This window comes from Clostridia bacterium (assembly GCA_017620395.1).
Classification (GTDB): domain Bacteria; phylum Bacillota; class Clostridia; order Oscillospirales; family RGIG8002; genus RGIG8002.
Window position 1 is genome coordinate 1 of record JAFZQJ010000015.1, and the last position, 22052, is coordinate 22052.

22 protein-coding genes and 1 tRNA gene are annotated in these 22052 nt (G+C 54.7%); 5 read left to right on the forward strand and 18 right to left on the reverse strand.

Features of this window, described 5'->3' with window-relative positions; translation table 11 throughout:
- Nucleotides 1-201 precede the first annotated feature (201 nt).
- The 7 genes from J5441_02720 to J5441_02750 all read right to left on the reverse strand — a co-directional run bounded on the left by J5441_02720 (nucleotide 202) and on the right by J5441_02750 (nucleotide 6826).
- Nucleotides 202-277 (reverse strand) — tRNA-Ala (locus J5441_02720).
- 188 nt (nucleotides 278-465) lie between these two features.
- Nucleotides 466-2787: an FtsX-like permease family protein gene (locus J5441_02725; GenBank protein ID MBO4934067.1), complete on the reverse strand. Its 2322-nt coding sequence runs from the start codon at nucleotides 2785-2787 to the stop codon at nucleotides 466-468.
- Nucleotides 2787-3488 (reverse strand): ABC transporter ATP-binding protein, encoded by a 702-nt coding sequence (locus J5441_02730; GenBank protein MBO4934068.1) that lies wholly within the window; start codon nucleotides 3486-3488, stop codon nucleotides 2787-2789. The genes J5441_02725 and J5441_02730 overlap by 1 nt, the downstream gene beginning before the upstream one ends.
- A gap of 84 nt (nucleotides 3489-3572) precedes the next feature.
- Nucleotides 3573-3743 carry a FeoB-associated Cys-rich membrane protein gene (locus tag J5441_02735; protein MBO4934069.1) on the reverse strand — a complete coding sequence of 57 codons (171 nt, stop codon included), beginning with the start codon at nucleotides 3741-3743 and terminating at the stop codon, nucleotides 3573-3575.
- Between the two features lie 22 nt (nucleotides 3744-3765).
- Nucleotides 3766-6288 (reverse strand): ferrous iron transporter B, encoded by a 2523-nt coding sequence (locus J5441_02740; GenBank protein MBO4934070.1) that lies wholly within the window; start codon nucleotides 6286-6288, stop codon nucleotides 3766-3768.
- A 78-nt stretch (nucleotides 6289-6366) separates the two neighbouring features.
- The gene (locus J5441_02745) at nucleotides 6367-6588 is read right to left on the reverse strand and encodes a ferrous iron transport protein A (protein ID MBO4934071.1); all 222 of its coding nucleotides are present in this window, start codon (nucleotides 6586-6588) and stop codon (nucleotides 6367-6369) included.
- A 25-nt stretch (nucleotides 6589-6613) separates the two neighbouring features.
- Entirely contained in the window at nucleotides 6614-6826 is a 213-nt protein-coding gene (locus J5441_02750; GenBank protein ID MBO4934072.1) for a ferrous iron transport protein A, read from the reverse strand.
- A gap of 214 nt (nucleotides 6827-7040) precedes the next feature.
- Between J5441_02750 and J5441_02755 the strand changes: the two genes are divergently transcribed.
- The 3 genes from J5441_02755 to J5441_02765 all read left to right on the forward strand — a co-directional run bounded on the left by J5441_02755 (nucleotide 7041) and on the right by J5441_02765 (nucleotide 9513).
- Nucleotides 7041-7412: a metal-dependent transcriptional regulator gene (locus tag J5441_02755; GenBank protein ID MBO4934073.1), complete on the forward strand. Its 372-nt coding sequence runs from the start codon at nucleotides 7041-7043 to the stop codon at nucleotides 7410-7412.
- A gap of 407 nt (nucleotides 7413-7819) precedes the next feature.
- The gene (locus J5441_02760) at nucleotides 7820-8683 is read left to right on the forward strand and encodes a helix-turn-helix transcriptional regulator (GenBank protein ID MBO4934074.1); all 864 of its coding nucleotides are present in this window, start codon (nucleotides 7820-7822) and stop codon (nucleotides 8681-8683) included.
- A gap of 2 nt (nucleotides 8684-8685) precedes the next feature.
- Nucleotides 8686-9513: a helix-turn-helix transcriptional regulator gene (locus J5441_02765; GenBank protein ID MBO4934075.1), complete on the forward strand. Its 828-nt coding sequence runs from the start codon at nucleotides 8686-8688 to the stop codon at nucleotides 9511-9513.
- A 143-nt stretch (nucleotides 9514-9656) separates the two neighbouring features.
- Here J5441_02765 and J5441_02770 read toward each other — a convergent pair whose 3' ends face one another.
- Nucleotides 9657-10571, reverse strand: a complete 915-nt coding sequence (locus J5441_02770; protein MBO4934076.1) for a pseudouridine-5'-phosphate glycosidase — start codon at nucleotides 10569-10571, stop codon at nucleotides 9657-9659.
- Between the two features lie 18 nt (nucleotides 10572-10589).
- Nucleotides 10590-11501, reverse strand: a complete 912-nt coding sequence (locus J5441_02775; protein MBO4934077.1) for a carbohydrate kinase family protein — start codon at nucleotides 11499-11501, stop codon at nucleotides 10590-10592.
- Nucleotides 11502-11622: 121 nt separating this feature from the next.
- Here J5441_02775 and J5441_02780 point away from each other — a divergent pair, with 121 nt between their 5' ends.
- Nucleotides 11623-12561, forward strand: coding sequence for a TIGR01212 family radical SAM protein (locus J5441_02780; GenBank protein MBO4934078.1), 939 nt, complete (start codon nucleotides 11623-11625; stop codon nucleotides 12559-12561).
- Nucleotides 12562-12621: 60 nt separating this feature from the next.
- Here the strand turns inward: J5441_02780 and J5441_02785 are convergent, their stop codons facing one another.
- Nucleotides 12622-13305: a hypothetical protein gene (locus tag J5441_02785; protein ID MBO4934079.1), complete on the reverse strand. Its 684-nt coding sequence runs from the start codon at nucleotides 13303-13305 to the stop codon at nucleotides 12622-12624.
- A 15-nt stretch (nucleotides 13306-13320) separates the two neighbouring features.
- A complete protein-coding gene (radC, locus tag J5441_02790; GenBank protein ID MBO4934080.1) occupies nucleotides 13321-14013 on the reverse strand; it encodes a DNA repair protein RadC in 693 nt (230 codons plus the stop codon).
- 188 nt (nucleotides 14014-14201) lie between these two features.
- Between radC and J5441_02795 the strand changes: the two genes are divergently transcribed.
- The gene (locus tag J5441_02795; GenBank protein MBO4934081.1) at nucleotides 14202-15149 is read left to right on the forward strand and encodes an RluA family pseudouridine synthase; all 948 of its coding nucleotides are present in this window, start codon (nucleotides 14202-14204) and stop codon (nucleotides 15147-15149) included.
- On the opposite strand, the gene J5441_02800 is transcribed toward J5441_02795, so the two are convergent.
- The 7 genes from J5441_02800 to J5441_02830 form a co-directional block, all read right to left on the reverse strand.
- Entirely contained in the window at nucleotides 15136-16200 is a 1065-nt protein-coding gene (locus tag J5441_02800) for an aminopeptidase P family protein (protein ID MBO4934082.1), read from the reverse strand. The two genes, J5441_02795 and J5441_02800, sit on opposite strands and share 14 nt — an antisense overlap.
- A 12-nt stretch (nucleotides 16201-16212) precedes the next feature.
- Nucleotides 16213-17049 carry a TIM barrel protein gene (locus tag J5441_02805; GenBank protein ID MBO4934083.1) on the reverse strand — a complete coding sequence of 279 codons (837 nt, stop codon included), beginning with the start codon at nucleotides 17047-17049 and terminating at the stop codon, nucleotides 16213-16215.
- 2 nt (nucleotides 17050-17051) lie between these two features.
- Nucleotides 17052-17501: a YqeG family HAD IIIA-type phosphatase gene (locus tag J5441_02810; GenBank protein ID MBO4934084.1), complete on the reverse strand. Its 450-nt coding sequence runs from the start codon at nucleotides 17499-17501 to the stop codon at nucleotides 17052-17054.
- A gap of 101 nt (nucleotides 17502-17602) precedes the next feature.
- Nucleotides 17603-17779 carry a 30S ribosomal protein S21 gene (locus J5441_02815; GenBank protein MBO4934085.1) on the reverse strand — a complete coding sequence of 59 codons (177 nt, stop codon included), beginning with the start codon at nucleotides 17777-17779 and terminating at the stop codon, nucleotides 17603-17605.
- A gap of 112 nt (nucleotides 17780-17891) precedes the next feature.
- Nucleotides 17892-20294 carry a leucine--tRNA ligase gene (locus J5441_02820; protein ID MBO4934086.1) on the reverse strand — a complete coding sequence of 801 codons (2403 nt, stop codon included), beginning with the start codon at nucleotides 20292-20294 and terminating at the stop codon, nucleotides 17892-17894.
- A 23-nt stretch (nucleotides 20295-20317) separates the two neighbouring features.
- The gene (gene rsfS, locus J5441_02825; GenBank protein MBO4934087.1) at nucleotides 20318-20671 is read right to left on the reverse strand and encodes a ribosome silencing factor; all 354 of its coding nucleotides are present in this window, start codon (nucleotides 20669-20671) and stop codon (nucleotides 20318-20320) included.
- Between the two features lie 24 nt (nucleotides 20672-20695).
- A complete protein-coding gene (locus tag J5441_02830) occupies nucleotides 20696-21943 on the reverse strand; it encodes an LCP family protein (GenBank protein MBO4934088.1) in 1248 nt (415 codons plus the stop codon).
- Between the last annotated feature and the right edge of the window lie 109 nt (nucleotides 21944-22052).

Consider the following 22052-nt stretch of genomic DNA (forward strand, 5'->3'; position numbering starts at 1 on the left):
GAATCTTCCATGCGGACATGAACCTGTTTTGACATTCTCAACACCCCTGGGAATAAATTCATACCTCTTTATTCCCATTGTAACACAATATCTTAAATAATGCAATAAGATGGGATATATTCGGTATATGAAATTTCCCAGGGAAATCAGTGAAATATAATAAAGGGTTGCTATCCTTGTTAAAATAGCAACCCTTTTTTTTGGTGGACCTGAAGGGATTCGAACCCACGACCTCTCGGATGCGAACCGAACGCTCTCCCAACTGAGCTACAGGCCCAAATTGCCGCCGTTTTTCAGACGGCAAGAGTTAATATACCACATAGCGAAGAAAAAATCAAGAGCGAATTTCAATTTTCAGCAAAAAAATCTCAATAACGGCGTTCCGGCATAGCCGGCCCGGGCAAATCCGCGCGAGAAATCCGCCTTATTCTTACCGGTCGGGAATCATCCGCTTCGGATCATCCCTCATTCCGCGCTTTTCAGCGCTTCGACCATGTCGATCTTCTTATTCTTACGCGCTACCATCCACCCGACAAGTATCGATACTCCGAACGTCAGCAAAATGGATACCGAATACGTCAACGGGCCGAGCATCAGCTTCAGCTCGTATTCGGACGCGAGCGCCGTCAACATCCATTGAAGCGTTCCCAGACCGGCGGGAAGTCCGAGTATCACACCGATAACGGTCAGCCAGACGTTCTGAGAAATCAGCAGGCGCCCGATCTTCTTGCTTCTGAAACCGAGCACCTTCAGCGTGGCGAGTTCCCTGGAGCGTTCGACGTAGCTCATTACGCCGAGGTTATACAGGACCACTATGCCGAGTATGATCGCGGCAATGACGAGTATTAATACCATTCCGTCCATGATCTGAACGAAGCTTGAAAAGCTGTCCATAAGCTGACGTTTGTCCTGCTTGCCGGAAATCAGTTCGGACGGCGGTATTTCGCCCGAGCTCTTTTCTGTATAAACGGCGGAAACGCCGTACACGATGCCGAGTTCGTCCGCGAGTCTGTCGGTCATGGTAACGCTCTCGGTCATAATGGAGCGGTTGTATCCGGCAACCTTCACCCTGTACGTTTTTTCGCCGCCGTAAGGCGAGAACTCGACGTACTCCCCTATCTTCGCTTTATCGGCAAGACGCAGGCAGAGATAAACGCCGTCGTCCCGCAGGTCTATCGGCTCGTTGTCTTCGTCGATAACGCTGAAGCGGCCTTTTTCGTTATGGACGATATCGAGCGTCGCGGTATTCCCGTCTATACTAATGCCTGAATAGCTTTCCCAATCCGCGTCGAGGTCTGATATAAGCCCGGACGCTTCTTCAAGCCCCGTGTTCTCGACAAGGTTGACCTTCGTCGCGTAGTGGGAAACGCCGTTATCGAGCAGATCGAGAAAGCCCGCCATGGTGTCGCGCATACCGAGACCGCCGACGAGAAGGATCATACATCCGATAATACCCACGAGAGTCATAGCGAAACGGCTCTTGTGGCGCATAAGATCGCGCACGTTCCATTTGGTCGCGAAGTTCAGCCTGCCGAAGAACGGGAGCTTTTCAAGAAGCGACTTCTTCATTTTTCCCGGCGTATACGGACGCAGAGCGTCCGCTGCGGTGCCGCGCAGCTGCGCGCGCACCGAAAGAAAACTTATCAGCGCAAGCAGCAGGACCGCGCCCGCTATCACGGGATAGCAGAACGCCGGGGTATCCGCCGTCCAGTCCGGCATATCGAAGTACGTGCCCATCATCCCGTTTTCGCTCATTACCGCCTTGCATACGAAGTATCCGAGGACGGCGCCCAACGCCGAGCCCGCGAGTCCTATGAAAAGGCCGTAAAACGAATAGTGGAGCAGGATGGTGCGGTTCTTGAAGCCGAGCGCCTTCAGTACGCCTATCTGAGTTTTTTCTTTTGTGGCGATACGGTGCATCGTCGTGACCATCGTAAGCACGGCGATCGCGAGGAACAGCACCGGAAGAATTGAGCCCATCGCTTTTCCCTCGTCCGCTTCTCCCATCGCCTCTTTATAGACGACGTGATCGTCCTTCGAAACGACCATAAGCGTTTTGCCGAGCTTTTCCCTGACCGCGTCCTCCAGCTCCGTTTTTTCCATACCGGAGCGCAGATTGATCTGCGAGAAGACCTTGTCCTTCGCTGCTTCGAGCATCTCGGCGGGCGCGGAAGCGGGAAGCTTTTTCAGCAGGATGCCGTCGAGCTCCGCGGGAGAGATATACGCGTACCCGAACGTCGTGAAATCGGGCATCACCTGATTGCTGTCGGCGAGACAGATCATATGCTCGCCGGCTTTTATGAGACCGACGACCTCGATATCGATCTCCGTTCCCTGAAACTCAAGAGTCAGGGAGTCTCCCTCCGCGATATCGTTCAGTTTTGCGAATTTGTCGGAGAGCCAGAGCCCTTCGCCGTTCGCGTCATACTCCCTGCCGCTCATCAGAACGAAGGTCGAAACGGTGTAGTTTTCCGAAACGTCGAGCGCGAGCGCTTTTTTGGCGCCGCCCTTGATTTCGAGATTCACGGAAAGATACCTCGTCGCCGCGTCAACGCCTTCTATCGAAGCGATCTTGTCGAGTTCGTCTTTCGTGAATCCGGTTTCGGAATAGAGGCGGTAATCGGCGTATTCCGTATCGCTGAAGAAGCGCGAGGTATCGTATTCTATCGTTTTCCACTCCATGTTGAAGCCGAGGAAAATGCCGATCCCCAGCGTCATCATTATGATCATGGAGATGAACTGCGCCTTGTAGCTCCACGCCGTGCGGAGCAGTTTACGAATAAGCATCACCATTCCACCTCGTCGGCGGAAAGCGGCTCCGCCTGCTCTTCGATCGAGCGGATCTTTCCGTTCTTGACACGGATCACTACGTCCGCCATTTTCGCTATGCTCTGATTGTGCGTGACGATAACGATGGTCTTGCCGTAATTCTTCGCCATTTCGAGCAGCAGCTTCAGCACCATAACGCCGGTTTCGGAATCAAGCGCGCCGGTCGGCTCGTCGCACAGCAGTATCTTCGGATTTTTGCAGAGGGCTCGCGCGATGGAAATGCGCTGCTGTTCGCCGCCGGAAAGCTCCGAAGGAAAATTGTTCAGGTGGTCAAGCAGTCCGACTTTGCCGATCATATCCTTCGCGTCGAGGGCGTTTTCGGATATTTCCGAAACGAGTTTGACGTTTTCATAGACCGTCAGAGTCGGGATGAGATTGTAAAACTGGAACACGAAGCCGACCGTAGAAGCGCGGTAATCGGCAAGTTCGTTATCGGTCAGCTCGGAAATGTCCGCGCCGGAAACGGTTATCGTTCCCTCGCTCGGACTGTCAAGTCCGCCGAGCAGGTTGAGCAGCGTGCTCTTCCCCGCTCCCGACGGGCCCAGGATCACGACGAACTTTCCCTCGTCAAGCGTAAAGCTCACCTTGTCGAGCGCACGCAGTTCGTGGTCTCCGCTCGTGTATATTTTCGATACGTTTTCAAATCGCACTATAGACATAAAGCGCCTCCGGTTCGGATAATAAGTTTAATGCAGGCCCGGGAACAGACTTCTCGCGTGTTTGTTCCCGGGCCGAGCCATGCGTTATGATTTCTTTTCGCAGCAGGAGCAACCCATTCCGCAGGAGGCGCAGTTGCCGGTGCATCCGCCGCGCTTTTTGCTCTTTACCAGAGAGAGCACCGCGATACCGACCGCGGCAAGCACCGCCGCTATCGCGATTATCGTTACCGCGTTATCCGCGATCCATGCAAACATGGTTTTCAGCTCCTTTCGCCGATCAGACTCTGACTTTCTGCGTAAGCTTCGTCGCCTCGCTGTACTTCTTGAAGAACAGCATATACGCCATCAGGCAGAGCAGCGCGAAAGCGGCGACGAGACTTATGACGTTGACGACAGTGCCTGCGCCGGTGGCGAGGTTTCCGGTGAAGAGATTGCCGAACTGGTTGATCATAAGCGCGATCGCGTAGGCGAAGCCGCATTCATACAGGATTGCAAACCAGGTCCATCTTCTGTTGTTCATCTCGCGCTTGATGGCGCCGATAGCCGCGAAGCAGGGCGCGCAGAGCAGGTTGAACACGAGGAAGGAGAAGCCGGCGATCTGCGGGACGTCGAAGGACGCTCTTATGCCCGCCCAGTCGCCGTAAAGGATGCCCATCGTACCGACGATGTTCTCCTTCGCGACGAGGCCGGTGACGGACGCGACCGCGGCTTTCCAGTTGCCCCAGCCGAGAGGCGCGAAGATCCAGCCGATCCCCTTGCCGATATAGGCGAGGATCGAGAACTCCATCTCCTCTTCGGCGAGCATACGGAACGTGCCGTCAACCCAACCGAAGTAGGATGTGAACCAGACGACGATCGTCGAAAGCAGGATGATCGTGCCCGCCTTCTTGATGAAGGACCAGCCGCGCTCCCAGGTGGAACGGAGCACGTTTTTGACCGTCGGCAGATGGTACGCGGGCAGCTCCATAACGAACGGAGCGGGATCGCCCGCGAAGCGCTTCGTCTTCTTCAGCATCACGCCGGAGACGATTATCGCCGCCATTCCGATGAAGTAAGCCGACACCGCGACCCAGGGGGATTTGCCGAAAAGCGCGCCCGCGATCATCGCGATGAACGGGAGCTTCGCTCCGCAGGGTATGAAGGTGGTCGTCATTATCGTCATACGGCGGTCGCGTTCGTTTTCGATCGTTCTGGACGCCATGATCCCGGGGATGCCGCAGCCGGTGCCGACGAGCATCGGGATAAAGGATTTGCCGGAGAGGCCGAACTTCCTGAATATGCGGTCGAGAACGAAGGCGATACGCGCCATGTAGCCGCAGCCCTCGAGGAACGCGAGCAGCAGGAACAGAACGAGCATCTGCGGCACGAAGCCGAGCACCGCGCCGACGCCGGCGACGATACCGTCCTGAATAAGTCCGTAGAGCCACTCGGGAACGCGAGCGTTTCCGTCCGCGTCGAGGAGGACTTTGTCGAGCAGTCCGGGAATACCGGGCACCCATACGCCGTCGTCCGCCGGATCGGGCTCCTCAAAGCCCTTTTCGCCGAAATACGCGACGGCTTCCTTAAAGGTCATGCCGTTGGTCGCTTCTTCGTCGGCGTCATCGGGCACGGAGTCGTAATAGACGGTCAGAGTCGAGACTTCAAGCGTTTCGTCGTCGGTGACCTCGGTCTCCGCGGACGCCTGATCCGTCGTGAAGCCCTTTATTTCGGCGGCGAGCGCGTCGGCGTCGAACTCTTCGTCTTCGAGGTCGAACTCGAATCCGTAAGCGGCGAGCGCGTTCGTCGCGGCTTCGTAATTCTCCGATTTTTCCGCGTAGGCGCTGCTTCCGATACCGAACAGATGGTAGCCGTCGCCGAAGAGGCCGTCGTTAGCCCAGTCGGTCGCCGCGCTGCCTACCGTCACCATCGAAATATAGTAAACGAGGAACATGATGACCGCGAAGATCGGGAGTCCGAGCCATCTGTTGGTGACGATCTTGTCGATCTTGTCGCTTTTAGTGAGCTTTCTCGCGGTCTTCTTTTTGTAGCACCCCTTGATGACCTCGGCTATGTAGACGTATCTCTCGTTCGTGATGATGCTTTCCGCGTCGTCGTCAAGCTCGGCTTCCGCGGACTTTATGTCCTCCTCGATGTGCGCGAGCACGTCGGGCGCGAGGTTAAGCGATTCGAGCACTTTTTCGTCGCGCTCGAAGATCTTGACGGCGTACCACCTCTGCTGCTCTTCCGGCAGGTCGTGGACGACCGCTTCTTCGATATGCGCGAGCGCGTGCTCGACGGGTCCGGAGAAGCTGTGCTGCGGGATCGTTTTGCCGTTTTTAGCGGCTTCGATCGCCGCTTCGGCGGCTTCGGCTATGCCCGTTTCCTTCAAAGCGGAAATCTCGACGACCGGGCAGCCGATCTGCCGCGAAAGCTCGGCAACGTTGATCTTGTCGCCCTCTTTTTTGACGACGTCCATCATATTGATCGCAACGACGACCGGTATGCCGAGCTCGGTCAGCTGTGTGGTAAGATAGAGGTTTCTCTCGAGGTTCGTGCCGTCGACGATGTTGAGTATCGAGTCGGGGCGTTCGCTGATAAGATAGTTTCTCGCGACGACCTCTTCCAGCGTGTAGGGAGAGAGCGAATAGATGCCCGGAAGGTCGGTGATGATAACGCCGTCGTGCTTCTTGAGCTTGCCTTCCTTCTTCTCGACCGTGACGCCCGGCCAGTTCCCGACGAACTGATTGGAACCGGTCAATGCGTTAAAAAGCGTTGTTTTGCCGCTGTTCGGATTGCCCGCAAGGGCGATTCTCAGATCCATGATAAATGCTTCCTTTCTGCTCTGACGAGCTTTGAACGGTTAGCGTCCGCTAACCGCCGGCTGAAAAAATAGCAGTCTTTATTCCACTTCTATCATTTCCGCGTCTGCTTTACGGATAGACAGCTCGTAGTTCCTGACGGTGACCTCTATCGGATCGCCGAGCGGCGCGACCTTGCGCACGTATACTGGAGTGCGTCTTGTAATGCCCATATCCATGATGCGGCGCTTTACGGCGCCTTCGCCGTGGAGCTTGACGACGGTGGCGGTCTCTCCGATCTTTACGTCTCTGAGTGTTTTCACTTTATATTCCCCCTTGAATAAAATACTAAACCATTATTTTACGTGCGAGCTCATCACTGATGGCTACGCGCGATTCTTTGACCTTGACGATTATGTTTTCTCCGAGAGAATTGACGATCAGCACCTCTCCCCCGACGTTGAAGCCGAGGTTCTCGAGATGCAGCTTGACTTCCGGATTCCCGCCGATCCTTTTTATGATAAGCGGCTCCCCTTTTTCTGCTAAACAGAGCGGTATCATATCATCCTCCGCGTTAGCGATTGCTAACTACCTGTCAAAATATACGGTTAGCCTTCGCTAACCGTATATAATTATAGTTAGCGCCCGCTAACTTGTCAAGGGGTTTTTGAAACTTTTTTGAGATTTTTACAATCTTTCGGATTCATCTTGAAAAATCGCGGTTTTTACGCTATAATAGTAAGCGATCGATAGTTGCAAGCGAGGAGTGAATAGAATGGCGATGCGCGAATCCGGCGAAATGTACCTCGAAACGATACTCGTATTATCGCAGAAGAACGCGAACGTCCGCGCGGTCGACGTGGGAGAGCATATGGGCTTTTCCAAACCGTCCGTAAGCCGCGCCATGGGTCTGCTCAAAAAAGAAGGACACGTTGAAACCGACGCGCAGGGCTACATAAGGCTGACGGAATCTGGAAAAGCGATAGCTAAGAGGATATATGAGAGGCATACGCTCCTCAGCCGGCTGCTGATAAGTCTCGGAGTCGATGAAAAGACCGCGACCGAAGACGCCTGCCGCATCGAGCATTATCTCAGCGACGAAACCTTCGCCGCGATAAAGAAGCACGCGAGCGAATACGGCGGATAATAATCGCGATATAAAAAAACAAGCGCCCGAAGGGGTGCCTTTCATAAAGCAGGTTTTACCTGCCGAAAAAAGCAAAAGGAGTACGAGCGTTTTGTTCGTACTCCTTTTCACGCGCCTTGCTTACAAGGTATAGTGTGTTACACCTTTCAGATGAACTGTCGGGCGACAATGAGCCTCCCTTTACACAAGGGAGCCTTTCTTTTTGTTCATCTATAACTTGTCAATTTTCCTGACAAGCACTGCTTTTGTGGACACAAAAGCCATTTGCTACATTTGGTTGATTGTTGTGCGTTTTATTCTCCAAATCAGAGAAATGATAGAATATCGCTCTGTTGACTCTACTGTTGGTTTCGTGTATAATCTAGTCACAAGCTCCGGAACTTGAATTTTTTCGAGAGGTGAAAAATATGTACGAATGTAAGATTGCAGAAAAATTGGTGGAGCTCCGCACATCAAAGGGAGTAACACAAGAAGATGTGGCACAAAACCTATCTATTTCAAATAAAACGGTGTCCAAATGGGAGAATGGTGCCTCGACACCTGATCTCCCTATGGTTGTAGAACTCGCAAAGTATTATGGTGTCACTACTGACACGCTTCTCGGACTTTCCGAGGATAAAAAGCAAAGCACGACGGAAGAAATCCGCTCTTTGTTTGAAGGGCTTGATCGCCGCGAATCTGTGCTAAAAGCATTTGAAGCGGTAAGAGCACTTATTCCGGCTATGTATGGAACAGTTTCCCAATATAGTGATGATATATATGATAGAGAAAATGTTTTTCCGCCTGAGATATCGCATTTTTATCGTTCTAACATATCGCTTCATGAGTTTTTTGAGTTCGTAGCAAGCTCCGAAAATGCAAACGTGGCGGTAATGATGCTCCGCAACAAAGCTGATTTTGCATGGATGAACGATTCGAATAAGCAAAAAGAAATCGTTAAAATCTTCAAGTTCTTGTCGAGTGAAGATGCTTTGTCCGTTCTTTATTATGTTCATTCCACCGCATGCTCTGAAAGTTTCACGGCAGACTATATTGCAAAGAATACGGGCGTAAAGGAAGAACGAGTTTCCGAAATTCTCGATGAATTCTGTTCTGTAGGAGCATGCCATTGGGTAACAGCGCATCTTGCCGAAGGAGATGTGAGAGTGTATGAATGCCACGGAGACGGTCTTGTTCTCTCCTTAATTTCCTTGGCATTTGAAAGAATGTGCGGTAGAGAGTCCTACGAATACAACTTCAACGGAAGATGCAAAATGATCGGAGGTAAATAACTATGAGTTTATCAGCTAATATCAAAAGATTGCGTCTTGAAAAGGATATGACACAAGAACAGCTCGCTACAAAGCTCGGCGTATCTGCGCAAGCAGTATCCAAGTGGGAAACGAGCGAAACCTATCCAGACGGAGCACTTCTTGTGCCACTTGCCAACGAGCTTGAGGTATCTCTTGACGAGCTTTTCGGGAATGAATCGGTTACAATGGCAGATATTTCGTCCAAAATCGTGAAATTGATTCATGCAACAGAAGCAAATGAGCGTTTTAACGTTGCGCGTGATATCGGTTGGCAGATTGAGCGCGGTTTGTTTAACTGTCGTATGGAAATCGAAAAGAAGTATGATCCCAACGAAATCAAAAATCAGAAAAACGCATCCTATATTCTTGACGATAACGGATTTACAATCGTTTCTAATGGAATAGAACCTTTCTTCTCGGTATTTCCACAACCGACAGAGGGGTACGGACATTTTCTGAATGATAAGGACGACCTGCAAAAAATCTTTGCTGCACTGTCGCATACGGATACAATGAACGCTTTGATCTATTTGTATCATAAAACGGAGAATTATGTTTTTGAGAGCGCAGTGCTTGAGCGAGATTGCGAAATTGCAAGTGATCAAATCAATGCGGTAATAGATGATCTGTTGACGCTAAAGCTAATATGGAAACAGGAGCTTACAATTAACGGTAAAAAATGTGTTCTGTATTATTCTCGACCGAGCCACAAATTGCTTGCCGTATTGTTGATGACAAGAGAGATTGGCTATAAGGGAGCATACAGCCTACAATCACATATCAGAAATACGCCGTTTATTAAAGAATAATGAACCACCGCCGAGAGTAACCGTTTGGTCGCTTTCGGCGGTGGTTTTGTTTGGCTTATAAACCTGCTTTATCGCAGGTACGCCAAGGGCGCTTGTTTTTTATCGTCGTTTTGAGTTTTAATCGGCTTCGCTCCCCCGCTCCGCTACAGCTTCGCGAGCTCGGTGGCGGTCTTCGCGGCGAGCGCGGCGTTGTTCAGCACGAGCTTGATGTTCGCTTCCAGACTGTCGCCGCCGGTGATGTCCTTTATCTTCGCGAGCAGGAAGGGCGTCGTCGCTTTGCCGTGTATGCCGAGGGCTTCCGCTTCCTTCACCGCTTCGTCTATCGCGCCGTTGATGTAGTCGGGATCCATCGAATACTCTTCCGGTATCGGGTTGGTGACGAGTATTCCCCCGCGAAGTCCCATATCCAGCTTCGCCTTGAAAGCCGCGGCGAGCTCCGCGGGCGTATCGAGGCGGTAGTCCACGCCGAAGCCGCTCTTGCGCGTATAGAACGCGGGCAGCTCGTCAGTGCCGTAGCCGATGACGGGCACGCCCTTAGTCTCGAGGTATTCGAGCGTAAGGCCGAGGTCGAGAATGGATTTCGCGCCCGCGCATACGACCATGACGGGCGTTCCCGCGAGTTCCTCAAGGTCGGCGGAAATATCCATCGTCGTTTCCGCGCCCCTGTGTACGCCTCCGACGCCGCCGGTGGCGAAGACTTTTATCCCCGCCATCGCCGCGATTATCATCGTCGTAGCGACGGTGGTCGCGCCGTCCGCGCCCTTCGCAACGAGCACGGGCAGGTCGCGGCGGGACGCCTTCGTTACTCCCGCGCCGGTCTTGCCGAGGTATTCTATCTCTTCGGGAGAAAGCCCCGCCTTCAGCCGTCCGCAGATTATCGCTATCGTCGCGGGCACGGCGCCGTTGTCGCGGATCGTCTTCTCGACGGTAAGCGCCGTTTCCACGTTCTGCGGATACGGCATACCGTGCGATATTATCGTGGATTCGAGCGCGACGACGGGCTTGCCGACGTCGAGCGCCGCCTTAACTTCGGGCGAGATATCGAGATATTTATTCATGGGAACGACCTCCGTTTGTTATTTCAGTTTCAATTCCTTTGCGGACATTACGGCGCTGACGGCGGACGGGCTCTCAAGCGTGAGCTTCGCGGCGCGCAGGCCGCATTCCGCGGAAGCGCGCAGGTCCGCGCCCCTGCCGGAGGCGTAGACGAGCGCCGCTATGAAGGCGTCGCCCGCGCCGGAAGCGCTGACTACGGAAGCGCGTGCCGCGGGGAGCACGAATGCTCCGCTCCCGTCCGCGCAGCAGACGCCGTCCGCACCGAGCGTGATATACACGCGTTCCGCGCCGAAGGAGCGCAGCCGCGCCGCCGCTTCTTTCGCGTCCGATTCGTCCGCGATCTCGCCGCCGGCGAGCACGCCGGCTTCGGTCCTGTTCGCTTTCAGCGTGAAAAGCCGGCAGCCGCCGCGTTCAAGCGCACGCTTCAGCTTTTCCGTCTTCTTGCCGGATACGCAGTCGACGAAGGTCGGCTTGGCGGAGTTTTTCATCAGATACTCCATCGACTCTTCCGTGAGGTTCGTATCGAAAACGACCGCGTCCGCGTCGTTTATATGCTCCAGCTCGCGCTTCAGGTATTCGACGGTCACCGCTTCGCAGATATCCATATCCGCGATACCCGCGACGAGCTCGCCTTTTTCGTCGTTTATGCAGAGGTATATCGAGCTGCGCAGGTCGGGGCGGTAAAGCGCGTGAGAAAGGTCGATTTCCAGCATCGCGCAGTCCTTCGCGATTGTTTCGGCGTATTCGTCGCCGCCGATGGCGGTGAAGAACGATACGTCCGCGCCGAGCAGACGCAGGTTATGCGAAATATTCCTGCCGACGCCGCCGAGCGATTTCGTCACCGCGCCCGGATTCGAGTCCCGCGGCGCGAAGCGCGACGCGGAACGGCCGGAAATATCAATATTCGACGCGCCGATCACCGATACTCTCATTTCAAACACTCCCTGCCGCTATTATAACACCGCCGCGCGATCATGTCAACCGACGATTCCGAGTTGCGCCGGCGGCGAAACGGTGGTATAATTCAGATATAAACGCTAAAGGAGGCGCGCCGTGGACAGCCGGGAATTCATCTTCAGCGATAACGGGAAACGCTATCACACGTACGATTACTACCTGCGGAACCGCTTCGGGCGCAAGGCCGCGAAGCTTTCCGTCGACGGCGGCTTCACCTGCCCGAACCGCGACGGAACGAAGGGAACGGACGGCTGCGCCTTCTGCTCCAGCAGCGGAAGCGGCGACTTCTGCGCCTCCGGCAGCGTCACGCGCCAGCTCGAAACGCAGCGCGGAATCATGCGCGCAAAGTGGGAGGTCGACGCCTTTATCCCCTATTTTCAGGCCGGGAGCGGCACTTACGCGCCCCTGCCGCGCCTGCTCGCGCTCTGGGACGAGGCGTTGAGCTTTCCCGGCGCGGTCGGACTCGCGGTCGCGACGCGGCCGGACTGCCTGCCCGACGACGTCTGCGACGCGCTCGCGGAGATTTCGCGGCGCACGTTTCTCACCGTCGAGCTCGGTTTGCAGACGGTCAACGACGGCGTCGCGCTGAAGCTCGGACGCGGGCACGGCTTCGCGGAGTTCGAAAGCGGATTTGAAAAACTGCGGGCGCGCGGGATCCCCGTATGCGTCCACGTTATAAACGGCCTGCCCGGCGAAACACGCGAGGATATGCTGAAAACCGCGTCCGTTCTCGCCGAGATGAAGCCCGACTTTATGAAGATACATCTGCTCCACATTCTCAAAGGCACTCCGCTCGCGGAGCTTTACGCCGGCGGCGGCTTCGAGGCGATGACGAAGGAGGATTACGTTTCCACCGTCGTCAGTCAGATCGAGCTGTTCCCGCCGGAAACGGTGTTCGAGCGCGTCACCGGCGACGGCAAGGGCGAAGATCTGATCGCGCCGCGCTGGAGCCGCAGAAAGCGCGAGGTCCTCAACGCGATCGACGCGGAATTCCGCCGCAGAGGAACATTCCAGGGCGACGGATACCGCGGGTGACGATTCGTGCGATTCGCGTATACAATACAAGAGGCGGACCGCTTGGCCCGCCTCTTTCGCTTATTCACCTTGCGTTATTCCGGTATCATCGGGGATAACCTTTTCTGCTTCGGCAGCCTCTTTGGCGATAAGATCGAAGACACTGCCCGAACTCCCTGATCCGTATTCTTCACTCGCGGAATCAGCGGTTTCATCCGTCTCCGGATCCGGCACTTCCTTGAGCATCAGCATATCCTGAAGCCTCGCGCCGTATCGCATCATAGAGCTTGTTACCAGCAGCGCGATTCCGGTCGCCATTCCTCCGACCACGCCGAGGCTCTCCGCCTGCGCGACTGAAAACGATTCGCGAAGTATCACCGCCGCCATCTCCGTGGCAAGCGATATAAAGAAAAACAGCATACCGAGAACGCGAGTTCTGTGAGCGCCGCTTTCCGAAAACGGCGTGCCTTCTTTTATCTCCTTATTCAGGCATATAACCGTCGCGATAAGCAGCACGCCGAGCGCAAAAAACGAAATCGCGTCCATGATAAACAGTCCGAGAGTAACGCCGCCACCGCCGAAATCGAGCGCCTCCGCGATTCGGGAAAGGAAGCCTCCTCCGGAGAGATACTCCTCGCCTTTTATTCCCCATACGACCGCGGCTCCCGCCGCGAGCAGCGAAAGGATAACGCAGAGGACCGCGAAAACCGCGAACAGTATCCGCAGCCGCCGGAAGATTTTTTGTACTTTAAGCAGTTCGGTCATTCATACACCCCTATATCACATATCTATGAGGCCGATTTCGCGCATTGACGTACACTTACCGTCAAAACCGACTATAATGTGGTCGATCAGCTGTATCCGCATCTCTTCAAGCAGTTTCCCGATTTTTGAAGTTATGCAGCGATCGTCGCCGGACGGCTGAGCCGACGTCGATGGATGGTTATGCGCGATTATTATCCCGCTCGCTTTGTGCTTTACGGCGCTGTCGATCACCCGCGGAATAACGACGGCGGTTACGGAAGTCGAACCGACGGAGTGTTTTTCGCTGCAAATCACCTTGTTTTTTCCGTCGAGGCATACTACGTAGAACGACTCCACGCTTTCGCCTATAAAGAATCCGGATACGTAATCCGCTATATCATTTATGTTCTTCAAAACTATGCCTTTCCCCTGCTTTGACAAAGAATACCTTTTCAAGACCTCGGGGAAAAGCCTTATCAGAACCGCAGAGTTATAAGATATGCCCGGAACCTCCATAAGCCGCTCCACACTCGCTTCAAAAACCGCGTACAGCGAGCCGAAATGCTCGATAAGGCTGTGGGCGAGTTCGTTTGTATCTTTTCGCGGTACGGAGTAGAACAGTACAAGCTCCAGCACGTTGTGGTCGGCGAAGGATTCGAGCCCCGTTTCGCAGAACCGCTCCCTCACTCTCTGTCTGTGCCCGTTATGTATGCTTTTATTCTCAGACATATAAACACCACCGGAGACATTATACAACAAAAGAACAAAAATGAAAAGATATTCTTTTATTTTTGCTCAAAATGTGCTATATTTTCATTAAAGACGTTCATGATAAGGGCAACGCGGCTCCGCAACTCGGATACCGCCACGTTATTTCAGATTTGCCCGTACAGTATCGATTCAAAAGCGGAGGACACATGAAGGAGCTCGTTATCGGCAAAAACGACGCGGGGCAGCATCTCGACAAGTTTATAAGCAAAGCGTTTCCTTTTATGCCGCAGTCGATGCTCTACCGCGCCGTCCGCACGAAGCATATAAAGCTGAACGGTAAACGCTGCGAACCGTCCGACCGCCTCTCCGAAGGCGATACGGTTACGCTTTATCTCAACGACGACGTTCTGACGAAGAAAGAGCGCGCCGTTGCCGACCTGCCGCCCGTCGACGTCGTTTATCAGGACGAAAACATAATGCTCGTAAACAAGCCCGTCGGTCTATCCGTACACGACGACGAAAGCGGCGATCCCGATACGCTCATTGCCCGCGTGATCAAGTCGCTGACCGACAGCGGCGAATACTCGCCCGAAGGTGAAAACTCCTTCGTTCCCGCGCTCTGCAACCGCATAGACAGAAACACCTGCGGCATAGTTATCGTGGCGAAAAACGCGGAAGCGCTGCGGATCATGAACAGAATGATAGCGGAACGGCGCGTGAAAAAGCACTACCTGTGCCTCGTACACGGCGTTCCCGAACCGAGAAGCGCAACGCTGAAGGCTTTTATCCGCAAGGATGAAGAGAAAAAGCGCTCCTTCGTTACGGACGAGCCGGCAAAGGGCGCTTTGACTATGATAACCAAATATGAAGTTTTGAAGACCGACGGGGATATTTCCCTGCTCACCGTCGACCTGCTGACCGGACGCACGCACCAGATACGCGCACATATGGCGCATATCGGGCATCCGCTCGTCGGTGACGGTAAGTACGGAAGCAACGCGCTTTACCGCAAAAGCGGAAGGCGCTGGCAGGCGCTCTGCGCCGCCTCCGTCACCTTCGATTTCGGCGGCGAGGGCGAAACGCTCGAATACCTCGACGGAAAGACCTTCTCTGTTCCCGATCCCGACTTCGTCGGAGACGTCAGACAACGATAAGCTGCTTTTTGGAGCCGGTAAAGTTGCGAAGTCCCGTTTCGGTGACGAGCACCATATCTTCAATGCGTATGCCGAACTTGCCTTCAAAATACACGCCGGGCTCGACGGTCACCACTTGGCCGGCCTTCAGAATATCCTTCGAAACGGTGCTCTGGTATGGACTCTCGTGGATCTCAAGTCCGACGCCGTGTCCGAGCGAATGGCCGAACTCCTTCGACCAGCCGTAAGAAGCCAAAACGTCGCGCGCCGCCTTGTCCATCATGGCGGCTTTTTCGCCGGCTTTTATGCTGTTCAGCGCGACTTCCTGCGCCGCGAGGACGGCGTTGTAGGCCTCCACGGCTTCGTCCTTAATGTATCCGAGCGCGACGGTGCGCGTCATATCGGAGCAGTAGCCGTCGAACATACTGCCGGTATCCATGAGGATGAGGTCGCCGGTGCGGAACTCCCTGTCGCCGGGAACTCCGTGCGGACGGGAGGTGTTTTCGCCGGAAAGCACGATGGATTCAAAGGCGTTTCCGTCCGCGCCGTTGTTGATAAAGAAGGAGTCTATTTCGTTGCGGAGCTGCCTTTCGGTCATTCCGGTGCGGATGATGGAAAGCGCGTGCATGAACGCCTTGTCGGTTATCTCCTGCGCCTTCGCCATTCGCTCGATCTCGAACGGCTCCTTTACCGAGCGCTCCTGCGTGAAGAGCGCGGAAACGCCGACGTATCTGTATTTGCCGAGCGCGGCCTTGAAGTTTTTGAACTGCGCGACGGTCATGAATTCTTCTTCGTATCCGACGGTTTCAACGTCAAGCTCGGCGAGCAGCTTCGCGAGGCTCTCAAGCTGTTTTTCGTACATAAACACGTCTATGCCGGCCGCTTCGCCGGCTTTTTTCGCGGCCTCGATATAGCGGAAATCAACGCCGAGGAAGCAGCGTTCGGGCGTTACGACAACGTATCCGGCCGTGGATTTGAAATCGGTCAGCCAGCGGCGGTTTATCGGCGAGAACGCGACGACGGCGTCGACTTCTCCCTTGATGCGCTCGGCAAATCTTTTGTAGGTGTTCATATAATCCCTCCGTTATCCTTTTTCGTGTATGCGCTTCATTTCAAGCGCGTCCTCGTCCTGCATTCCCGCGGACTCGGAGATTATCACCGGCTCGGCGCCCCTCTTTTCGAGCGCGCGGCAGAGCGGCTCGAAATCCGGGCCGAACCGTCCGTCACGGAAGTTGAGGTGGCGTTTTTCGCCGCCGGCGGTGTATTCGATATGCGAAAAGTGTATGTGCAGATTTCTCATGCGCTCCGTACCGAGCGCGTCGGCGATCTCGTCGAGAACGGCGAGCGACGCTTCATAGCCCTCGACTTCGCCGAGCGAACGGGCGTAAAGATGGCCGAAATCGACGCACGGTATCAGCCGTTCGTCGAGCAGGCAGAAGCCGCAGACCTCGCCTACGGTGCCGAGCTGGTTCTGCTTGCCCATTGTTTCGGGACAGATCGCGATATGGCCGAGTCCGGCTTCATCGAGCGCGCCGATCGCCTGCTTCAGCGTCTGCGCCGCGAGCGCGACGGCTTCTTTGCGTTCCATGCCGGAAACGCTGCCGGAGTGTACGATTATCCTGCCCGCGCCCATCGCGGCGGCTGCCGCCGCGGACTGCATTATGTAGTCTATGCTGTTGAGCCGCTTCTGCGGATCGACGGAGCTGAGCGAAATGAAATACGGCGCGTGGAGCGAAAGGCGCACGCCGTGCTTTTCCGCTTCCGAGCGGATGCCTGACGCCGTTTCCGGCGAAACGCGCACTCCCCTGCCGCACTGGTATTCAAAAGCGTTTAGGCCTTTTTCTTTCACCCATGAAACGTATGCGACGGAGCTTTTTCCGTCATATCCGTCGGGCGTGCCGGCGGTGCCGAAATACCACATAGTTACTCCTCTTTTTCGCGCTGCTTCAGTTTCGCCGTCGATGTGACGAGAATGCTTTTCATCCCGGCGAGGCGCGCGCCGACAACGTCGTTCCAGACCTTGTCTCCCACCTTGCATACGTCGCGACGCTTCAGCCCCATCTCGCGCGCGGCTCGGCGGAGTTTGAAGGTCAGCGGCTTGAGCGACATGCGCTTGCACGGCACGCCGAGCGCCTCTCCGTATGCGCGGACGCGCTTTTTGTGCGAGTTATTCGAAACGATGCTCAGCAGAAAGCCCGCGGCGACGATGCCCTTCGCCCACTCGACGACCTCCTGAGACGGAAGCGGTTCGTCGTATCCGCCCAGGGTGTTATCGAGATCGACAATTACGCCCTTCACACCGACGGCGCGGAGCGTTTCGGCAGATATTTGGGTTACACGTTCCAAACGGACGTCGGGGGTAAAAAGCTTCAATGTAATCTCCGTTCAGCCGCGTGCGCGGCGATAAAATACAAACAAAAAAGCGGGGACGGCTCCCCGCTTTTTATTCGTGTTGAAACCCGAAAGCGTTTGCCTTACTTGAACTTTCTCTTGCGGGCAGCTTCCGACTTCTTCTTCCTTCTAACGGAAGGCTTTTCATAATGCTCTCTCTTGCGCACTTCGGAAAGAATACCGTCCTTCGCGCAGGAACGCTTAAATCTACGCAGGGCATTATCCAACGATTCGTTGTCCTTAAGCTTAATCTCTGACATTTAATTTTCCCTCCCTTGCGTAAATCAAAATCCTACTACTCTACATAGTAACATTCTAATTATAGCGTTATTTCTGTCTTTGTCAAGAGTTTTTTTGAAAAAAGTCGATTTTTTATCTCGCGACTATATTGACGAGCCTGCCCTTGACGAAGATCTCTTTGACAATCTGCTTGCCCTCGAGCTCGGCGGCTATCTTCCCGTTTGCTTTCGCGGCGGCGATGGCGTCGGCGTCTGAGGCGTCGGCGGGAATCGCAACGGTACCGCGAAGTTTGCCGTTTATCTGTACGGCTATATCTACGACGTCGTCGGCGAGTTTGCTTTCGTCATACGCCGGCCAGCTCTGCTGATGGACGTAACCGCCGAAACCGTTCTGCTCCCAAAGCTCCTCCGTAATGTGCGGAGCGAGCGGGTTGAGCAGGATCAGGAAGGTCTTGAGCCCGTCGGCGGTTATCGCCTTCTCTGCGGCGATCTCGTTGAGAAGCTCCATAAGCGCCGCGATCGCGGTATTCGCCTTGAGCGTCATTATATCCTCGGAGACCTTCTTTATCGCGCGGTTAAAGCTCTTCTCGAGCTTGCCGTAACCCTCGCCTTCGACGAGCAGCTCCGGAAGCGAATAAACGCGGTCGAGGAAGCGCTTGCAGCCCTTTATGCTCTGCGAGGACCAGGGCGCCGCTTTCTCGAAGTCTCCGATGAACATCTCGTAAAGGCGCATGGTGTCCGCACCGTATTCGTTTACGATATCGTCGGGGTTGACGACGTTGCCGCGGGATTTGGACATCTTCTCCCCGCCTTCGCCGAGGATCATTCCGTGGCTGGTGCGCTTTGCGTAAGGCTCCTTCGTCGGCACGACGCCGATATCGTAGAGGAACTTATGCCAGAAACGCGAATAAAGCAGGTGCAGCGTCGTGTGCTCCATGCCGCCGTTGTACCAGTCGACCGGAGTCCAGTAATCCAGCGCCTCTTTTGACGCGAGCGCCTTGTCGTTGTGCGGATCGCAGTAGCGCAGGAAGTACCACGACGAGCCGGCCCACTGCGGCATGGTGTCGGTCTCGCGCTTCGCGGGAGCGCCGCACTTCGGGCAGGTCGTGTTCACCCAGGAATCTATCTTCGCGAGCGGCGAAGAGCCGTCGTCGGAAGGCTCGTAGCTCTCCACCTCCGGCAGACGCAGCGGAAGCTGATCCTCCGGCAGCGGAACGTAGCCGCAATGCTCGCAGTGAACTATCGGAATGGGCTCGCCCCAGTAACGCTGGCGCGAGAACACCCAGTCGCGGAGTTTGTAGGTCACCTTCTCCTCGCCTATTCCCTTTTCGGCGAGCCAGGCGACGATCTTCTTTTTCGCTTCTTCGACGGGAAGCCCGTCGAGGAATCCGGAGTTGACCATTACGCCGGTCTCGCAGTCGGTAAAGGCGGCCTCTTCGACGTTTCCGCCCTTGACGACCTCTATAATCGGAACGTTGAACTTTTTAGCGAACTCCCAGTCGCGGGTGTCGTGGCCCGGAACGGCCATTATCGCGCCGGTGCCGTAGGAAATGAGAACGTAGTCGGAAATGAATATCGGTATCCGCTTGCCGTTGACGGGGTTGATCGCTTCGACTCCGTCGAGCTTGACGCCGGTCTTGTCCTTGGCGACCTCGGTGCGTTCAAAATCGGATTTATGCGCAGCCTCGTCACGGTAAGCGGAAACGGCGTCAAAATTCGCGAGCTTTTCGCGCCACTTATCGATGAGCGGATGCTCGGGCGCGATGACCATATAGGTCGCGCCGAAAAGCGTATCGGGACGGGTCGTGAAGATGCGGAGCGTATCGCCCGCGGTAGTCGTGAAATCGACCTCCGCGCCCTTGGATCTGCCGATCCAGTTGCGCTGCTGCGTCTTGACGCGCTCTATGTAGTCGACGTCGTCAAGGTCGCTCAGCAGGCGCTCGGCGTACTCGGTTATCTTCAGCATCCACTGGCTCTTGGTCTTGCGGATTACCTCGCTGCCGCAGCGTTCGCATACGCCGCCGACGACCTCTTCGTTGGCGAGGACGCACTTGCAGGAGGTGCAGAAATTGACCGCCATCTCCTTCTTGTACGCGAGTCCGCGCTCGAAAAGCTTCAGGAAAATCCACTGCGTCCACTTGAAGTAATCGGGATCGGTGGTGTTGATCTCTCTGTCCCAGTCGAAGGATAGTCCGAGCGATTTGAGCTGGCTCTTGAAACGCGCGATGTTGTTGCGCGTCACGATCTCGGGGTGTATCTTGTTCTTTATCGCGTAGTTCTCGGTCGGCAGGCCGAAGGCGTCCCAGCCCATCGGATACAGAACGTTATAGCCGCTCAGACGCTGCTTGCGCGCGATGACGTCGAGCGCGGTGTAGGAACGCGGATGCCCGACGTGCAGTCCCGCGCCGGAGGGGTACGGGAACTCGACGAGCGCGTAAAACTTCGGCTTCTCGCTGCCGGTCACCGCGGCGAAAGGCTTGAGCTCGTCCCATTTATCCTGCCATTTTTTCTCTATTGCTTTGAAATCGTATCCCATTTTGAACTCTTCTCTCTTGCGGATTATTTATCCTCTATTTCCATTCTCGCGCCCTCGCTGTAAAGGCGTTCGAGGCTGTAAAACTCTCTTGCTTCGGGGTGGAAAACGTGTACGATGACGTCGCCGTAATCCATAAGTATCCACTGTGCGGTGGGGTAGCCCTCAACGCGCTTGGGGTCTATTCCCTGCTCCTGTTTGAGCAGCGCTTCGACCTCGTCGACGAGGGATTTGACGTGAACGTTGCTGGTGCCGCTGGCGAGAATGAACCAGTCGGCTATGTTCGTCAGCTCTGAAACGTCTATAACTTCGATATCTACGCCCTTCTTCGAGTTGAGCGCTTTGACCGCGGTCTCGACGATCTTGTTCTTTTCTTTCATTTCAATCGCTCCTTATGTGTAAGATTATTCACCCTTTGATGATGAAGATGACGCGGACGAAGATGAAGACGAGGATGATGATCCGGCATTCGACGACGAGGATTTCTCATCCTGCGACGACGAGCTTTCGTCAATCACGTCAAAGGAGGACGGATCCTCCTCGGATGAGCCGGACTCACTCTCTTCACCCGACGATCTGCCGCGCGACGAGCTTTCGTCCTCGCTGTCGCTGTCGTCGCTTCCGCCGCTGTCGGGCTTGCCGTAGTCGCCGGGATCGTCGAACTTCACATATTTGCTCGACAGACTCTCCTCGTATGGGTTGAGATACTCGTTGAGCAGCTTGCGCGTCTGGTCGGAATAGCCCTGATAGTAGCAGGTCTTGTTCACCCATTTGTAATTGCCGGGCAGCGTATGGAAATGCAGATTATCCACGCCGATCTCCATACCGTAATGCGCGAAGGTCGTCAGCTCGGCAATCGAAAGGTTTGTTTTCATATGCTCGATCATCTGAGTAACGATGTCCAGCGCCTTCGCGGGATCGTCCTTGCAGGTATCGATACACTTCTGCATGAACACGGTAAGGAACTGTTCCTGGCGTTTCTGCCTGCTCTCGTCGCTCCCGTCGCCGCCGGACCCCTTGCGGTAACGGACGAACTGCTCCGCTTTGTCGCCGTCAAGCAGCTGCTTGCCCTTTTTCAGGTTGATGTTCAGCCCCTGCGTCGGGTCGGAGTATCGCATATCGAACGGCACGTCTATTTCGACGCCACCGATTATGTCGACTATGTTACGGAACGCCTTGAAGTTCAGCGTGACGTAGTAATTGGGGTATATCCCCATTGTGTTGTATATTATCTGCCGGATACCGTCGCTCTTTTTGCGCGCGTAGAAGCTGTTGATCTTGTAATTCCTGCCGTTAGCATGGACGAAGGTGTCGCGCAGAATATGGAGCACGTTAGCGGTCTTGGTATTCATATCGAGCGTCACGAGCATAATGGTATCCGCTCTGAATTCGTCGATATCTATGCCGCAGCAGACGAAGGTGTAAACGTCCTTTTTCTGAGTTCGTCCGTCGTTCATATCGTCGGGGGTCTTGATGTCTATATCCGCCCATTCGCCGTTGTCGTCTATAGGAATCGGCTCGCTGCCGCTGCGGATCTCCTCTTTGAAGACCGAGCCGGTCATAAGCCACGTCAGCAGCAAACCTACGCATACGGTCAGAACGACTATGACCGAAATCATTATGATAAGAAGGCGCTTATCCTTTCTGTTCATATCCTTTTTTTCGGTCTTTACTTTCTTTTTCGCATGAGCGCCTTTCCGCGCCCTCTTTTTCTCTTCAAAATACTCTTTGCTCTTGTCGGTCATTTGTTAAACAGAATCC

What these genes read in the sequence shown, in the direction of transcription:
- J5441_02740 (MBO4934070.1), bottom strand. Translation starts at nt 6,288, where the DNA reads ATGGATCTGAGAATCGCCCTTGCGGGCAATCCGAACAGCGGCAAAACA.
- rsfS (MBO4934087.1), bottom strand. Translation starts at nt 20,671, where the DNA reads ATGAAAGAAAAGAACAAGATCGTCGAGACCGCGGTCAAAGCGCTCAAC.
- J5441_02755 (MBO4934073.1), top strand. Translation starts at nt 7,041, where the DNA reads ATGGCGATGCGCGAATCCGGCGAAATGTACCTCGAAACGATACTCGTA.
- J5441_02760 (MBO4934074.1), top strand. Translation starts at nt 7,820, where the DNA reads ATGTACGAATGTAAGATTGCAGAAAAATTGGTGGAGCTCCGCACATCA.
- J5441_02730 (MBO4934068.1), bottom strand. Translation starts at nt 3,488, where the DNA reads ATGTCTATAGTGCGATTTGAAAACGTATCGAAAATATACACGAGCGGA.
- J5441_02805 (MBO4934083.1), bottom strand. Translation starts at nt 17,049, where the DNA reads ATGTGGTATTTCGGCACCGCCGGCACGCCCGACGGATATGACGGAAAA.
- J5441_02735 (MBO4934069.1), bottom strand. Translation starts at nt 3,743, where the DNA reads ATGTTTGCATGGATCGCGGATAACGCGGTAACGATAATCGCGATAGCG.
- J5441_02775 (MBO4934077.1), bottom strand. Translation starts at nt 11,501, where the DNA reads ATGAGAGTATCGGTGATCGGCGCGTCGAATATTGATATTTCCGGCCGT.
- J5441_02770 (MBO4934076.1), bottom strand. Translation starts at nt 10,571, where the DNA reads ATGAATAAATATCTCGATATCTCGCCCGAAGTTAAGGCGGCGCTCGAC.
- J5441_02800 (MBO4934082.1), bottom strand. Translation starts at nt 16,200, where the DNA reads ATGAACACCTACAAAAGATTTGCCGAGCGCATCAAGGGAGAAGTCGAC.
- J5441_02725 (MBO4934067.1), bottom strand. Translation starts at nt 2,787, where the DNA reads ATGCTTATTCGTAAACTGCTCCGCACGGCGTGGAGCTACAAGGCGCAG.
- J5441_02830 (MBO4934088.1), bottom strand. Translation starts at nt 21,943, where the DNA reads ATGAACAGAAAGGATAAGCGCCTTCTTATCATAATGATTTCGGTCATA.
- J5441_02750 (MBO4934072.1), bottom strand. Translation starts at nt 6,826, where the DNA reads ATGATACCGCTCTGTTTAGCAGAAAAAGGGGAGCCGCTTATCATAAAA.
- J5441_02820 (MBO4934086.1), bottom strand. Translation starts at nt 20,294, where the DNA reads ATGGGATACGATTTCAAAGCAATAGAGAAAAAATGGCAGGATAAATGG.
- J5441_02795 (MBO4934081.1), top strand. Translation starts at nt 14,202, where the DNA reads ATGAAGGAGCTCGTTATCGGCAAAAACGACGCGGGGCAGCATCTCGAC.
- radC (MBO4934080.1), bottom strand. Translation starts at nt 14,013, where the DNA reads ATGTCTGAGAATAAAAGCATACATAACGGGCACAGACAGAGAGTGAGG.
- J5441_02815 (MBO4934085.1), bottom strand. Translation starts at nt 17,779, where the DNA reads ATGTCAGAGATTAAGCTTAAGGACAACGAATCGTTGGATAATGCCCTG.
- J5441_02765 (MBO4934075.1), top strand. Translation starts at nt 8,686, where the DNA reads ATGAGTTTATCAGCTAATATCAAAAGATTGCGTCTTGAAAAGGATATG.
- J5441_02785 (MBO4934079.1), bottom strand. Translation starts at nt 13,305, where the DNA reads ATGACCGAACTGCTTAAAGTACAAAAAATCTTCCGGCGGCTGCGGATA.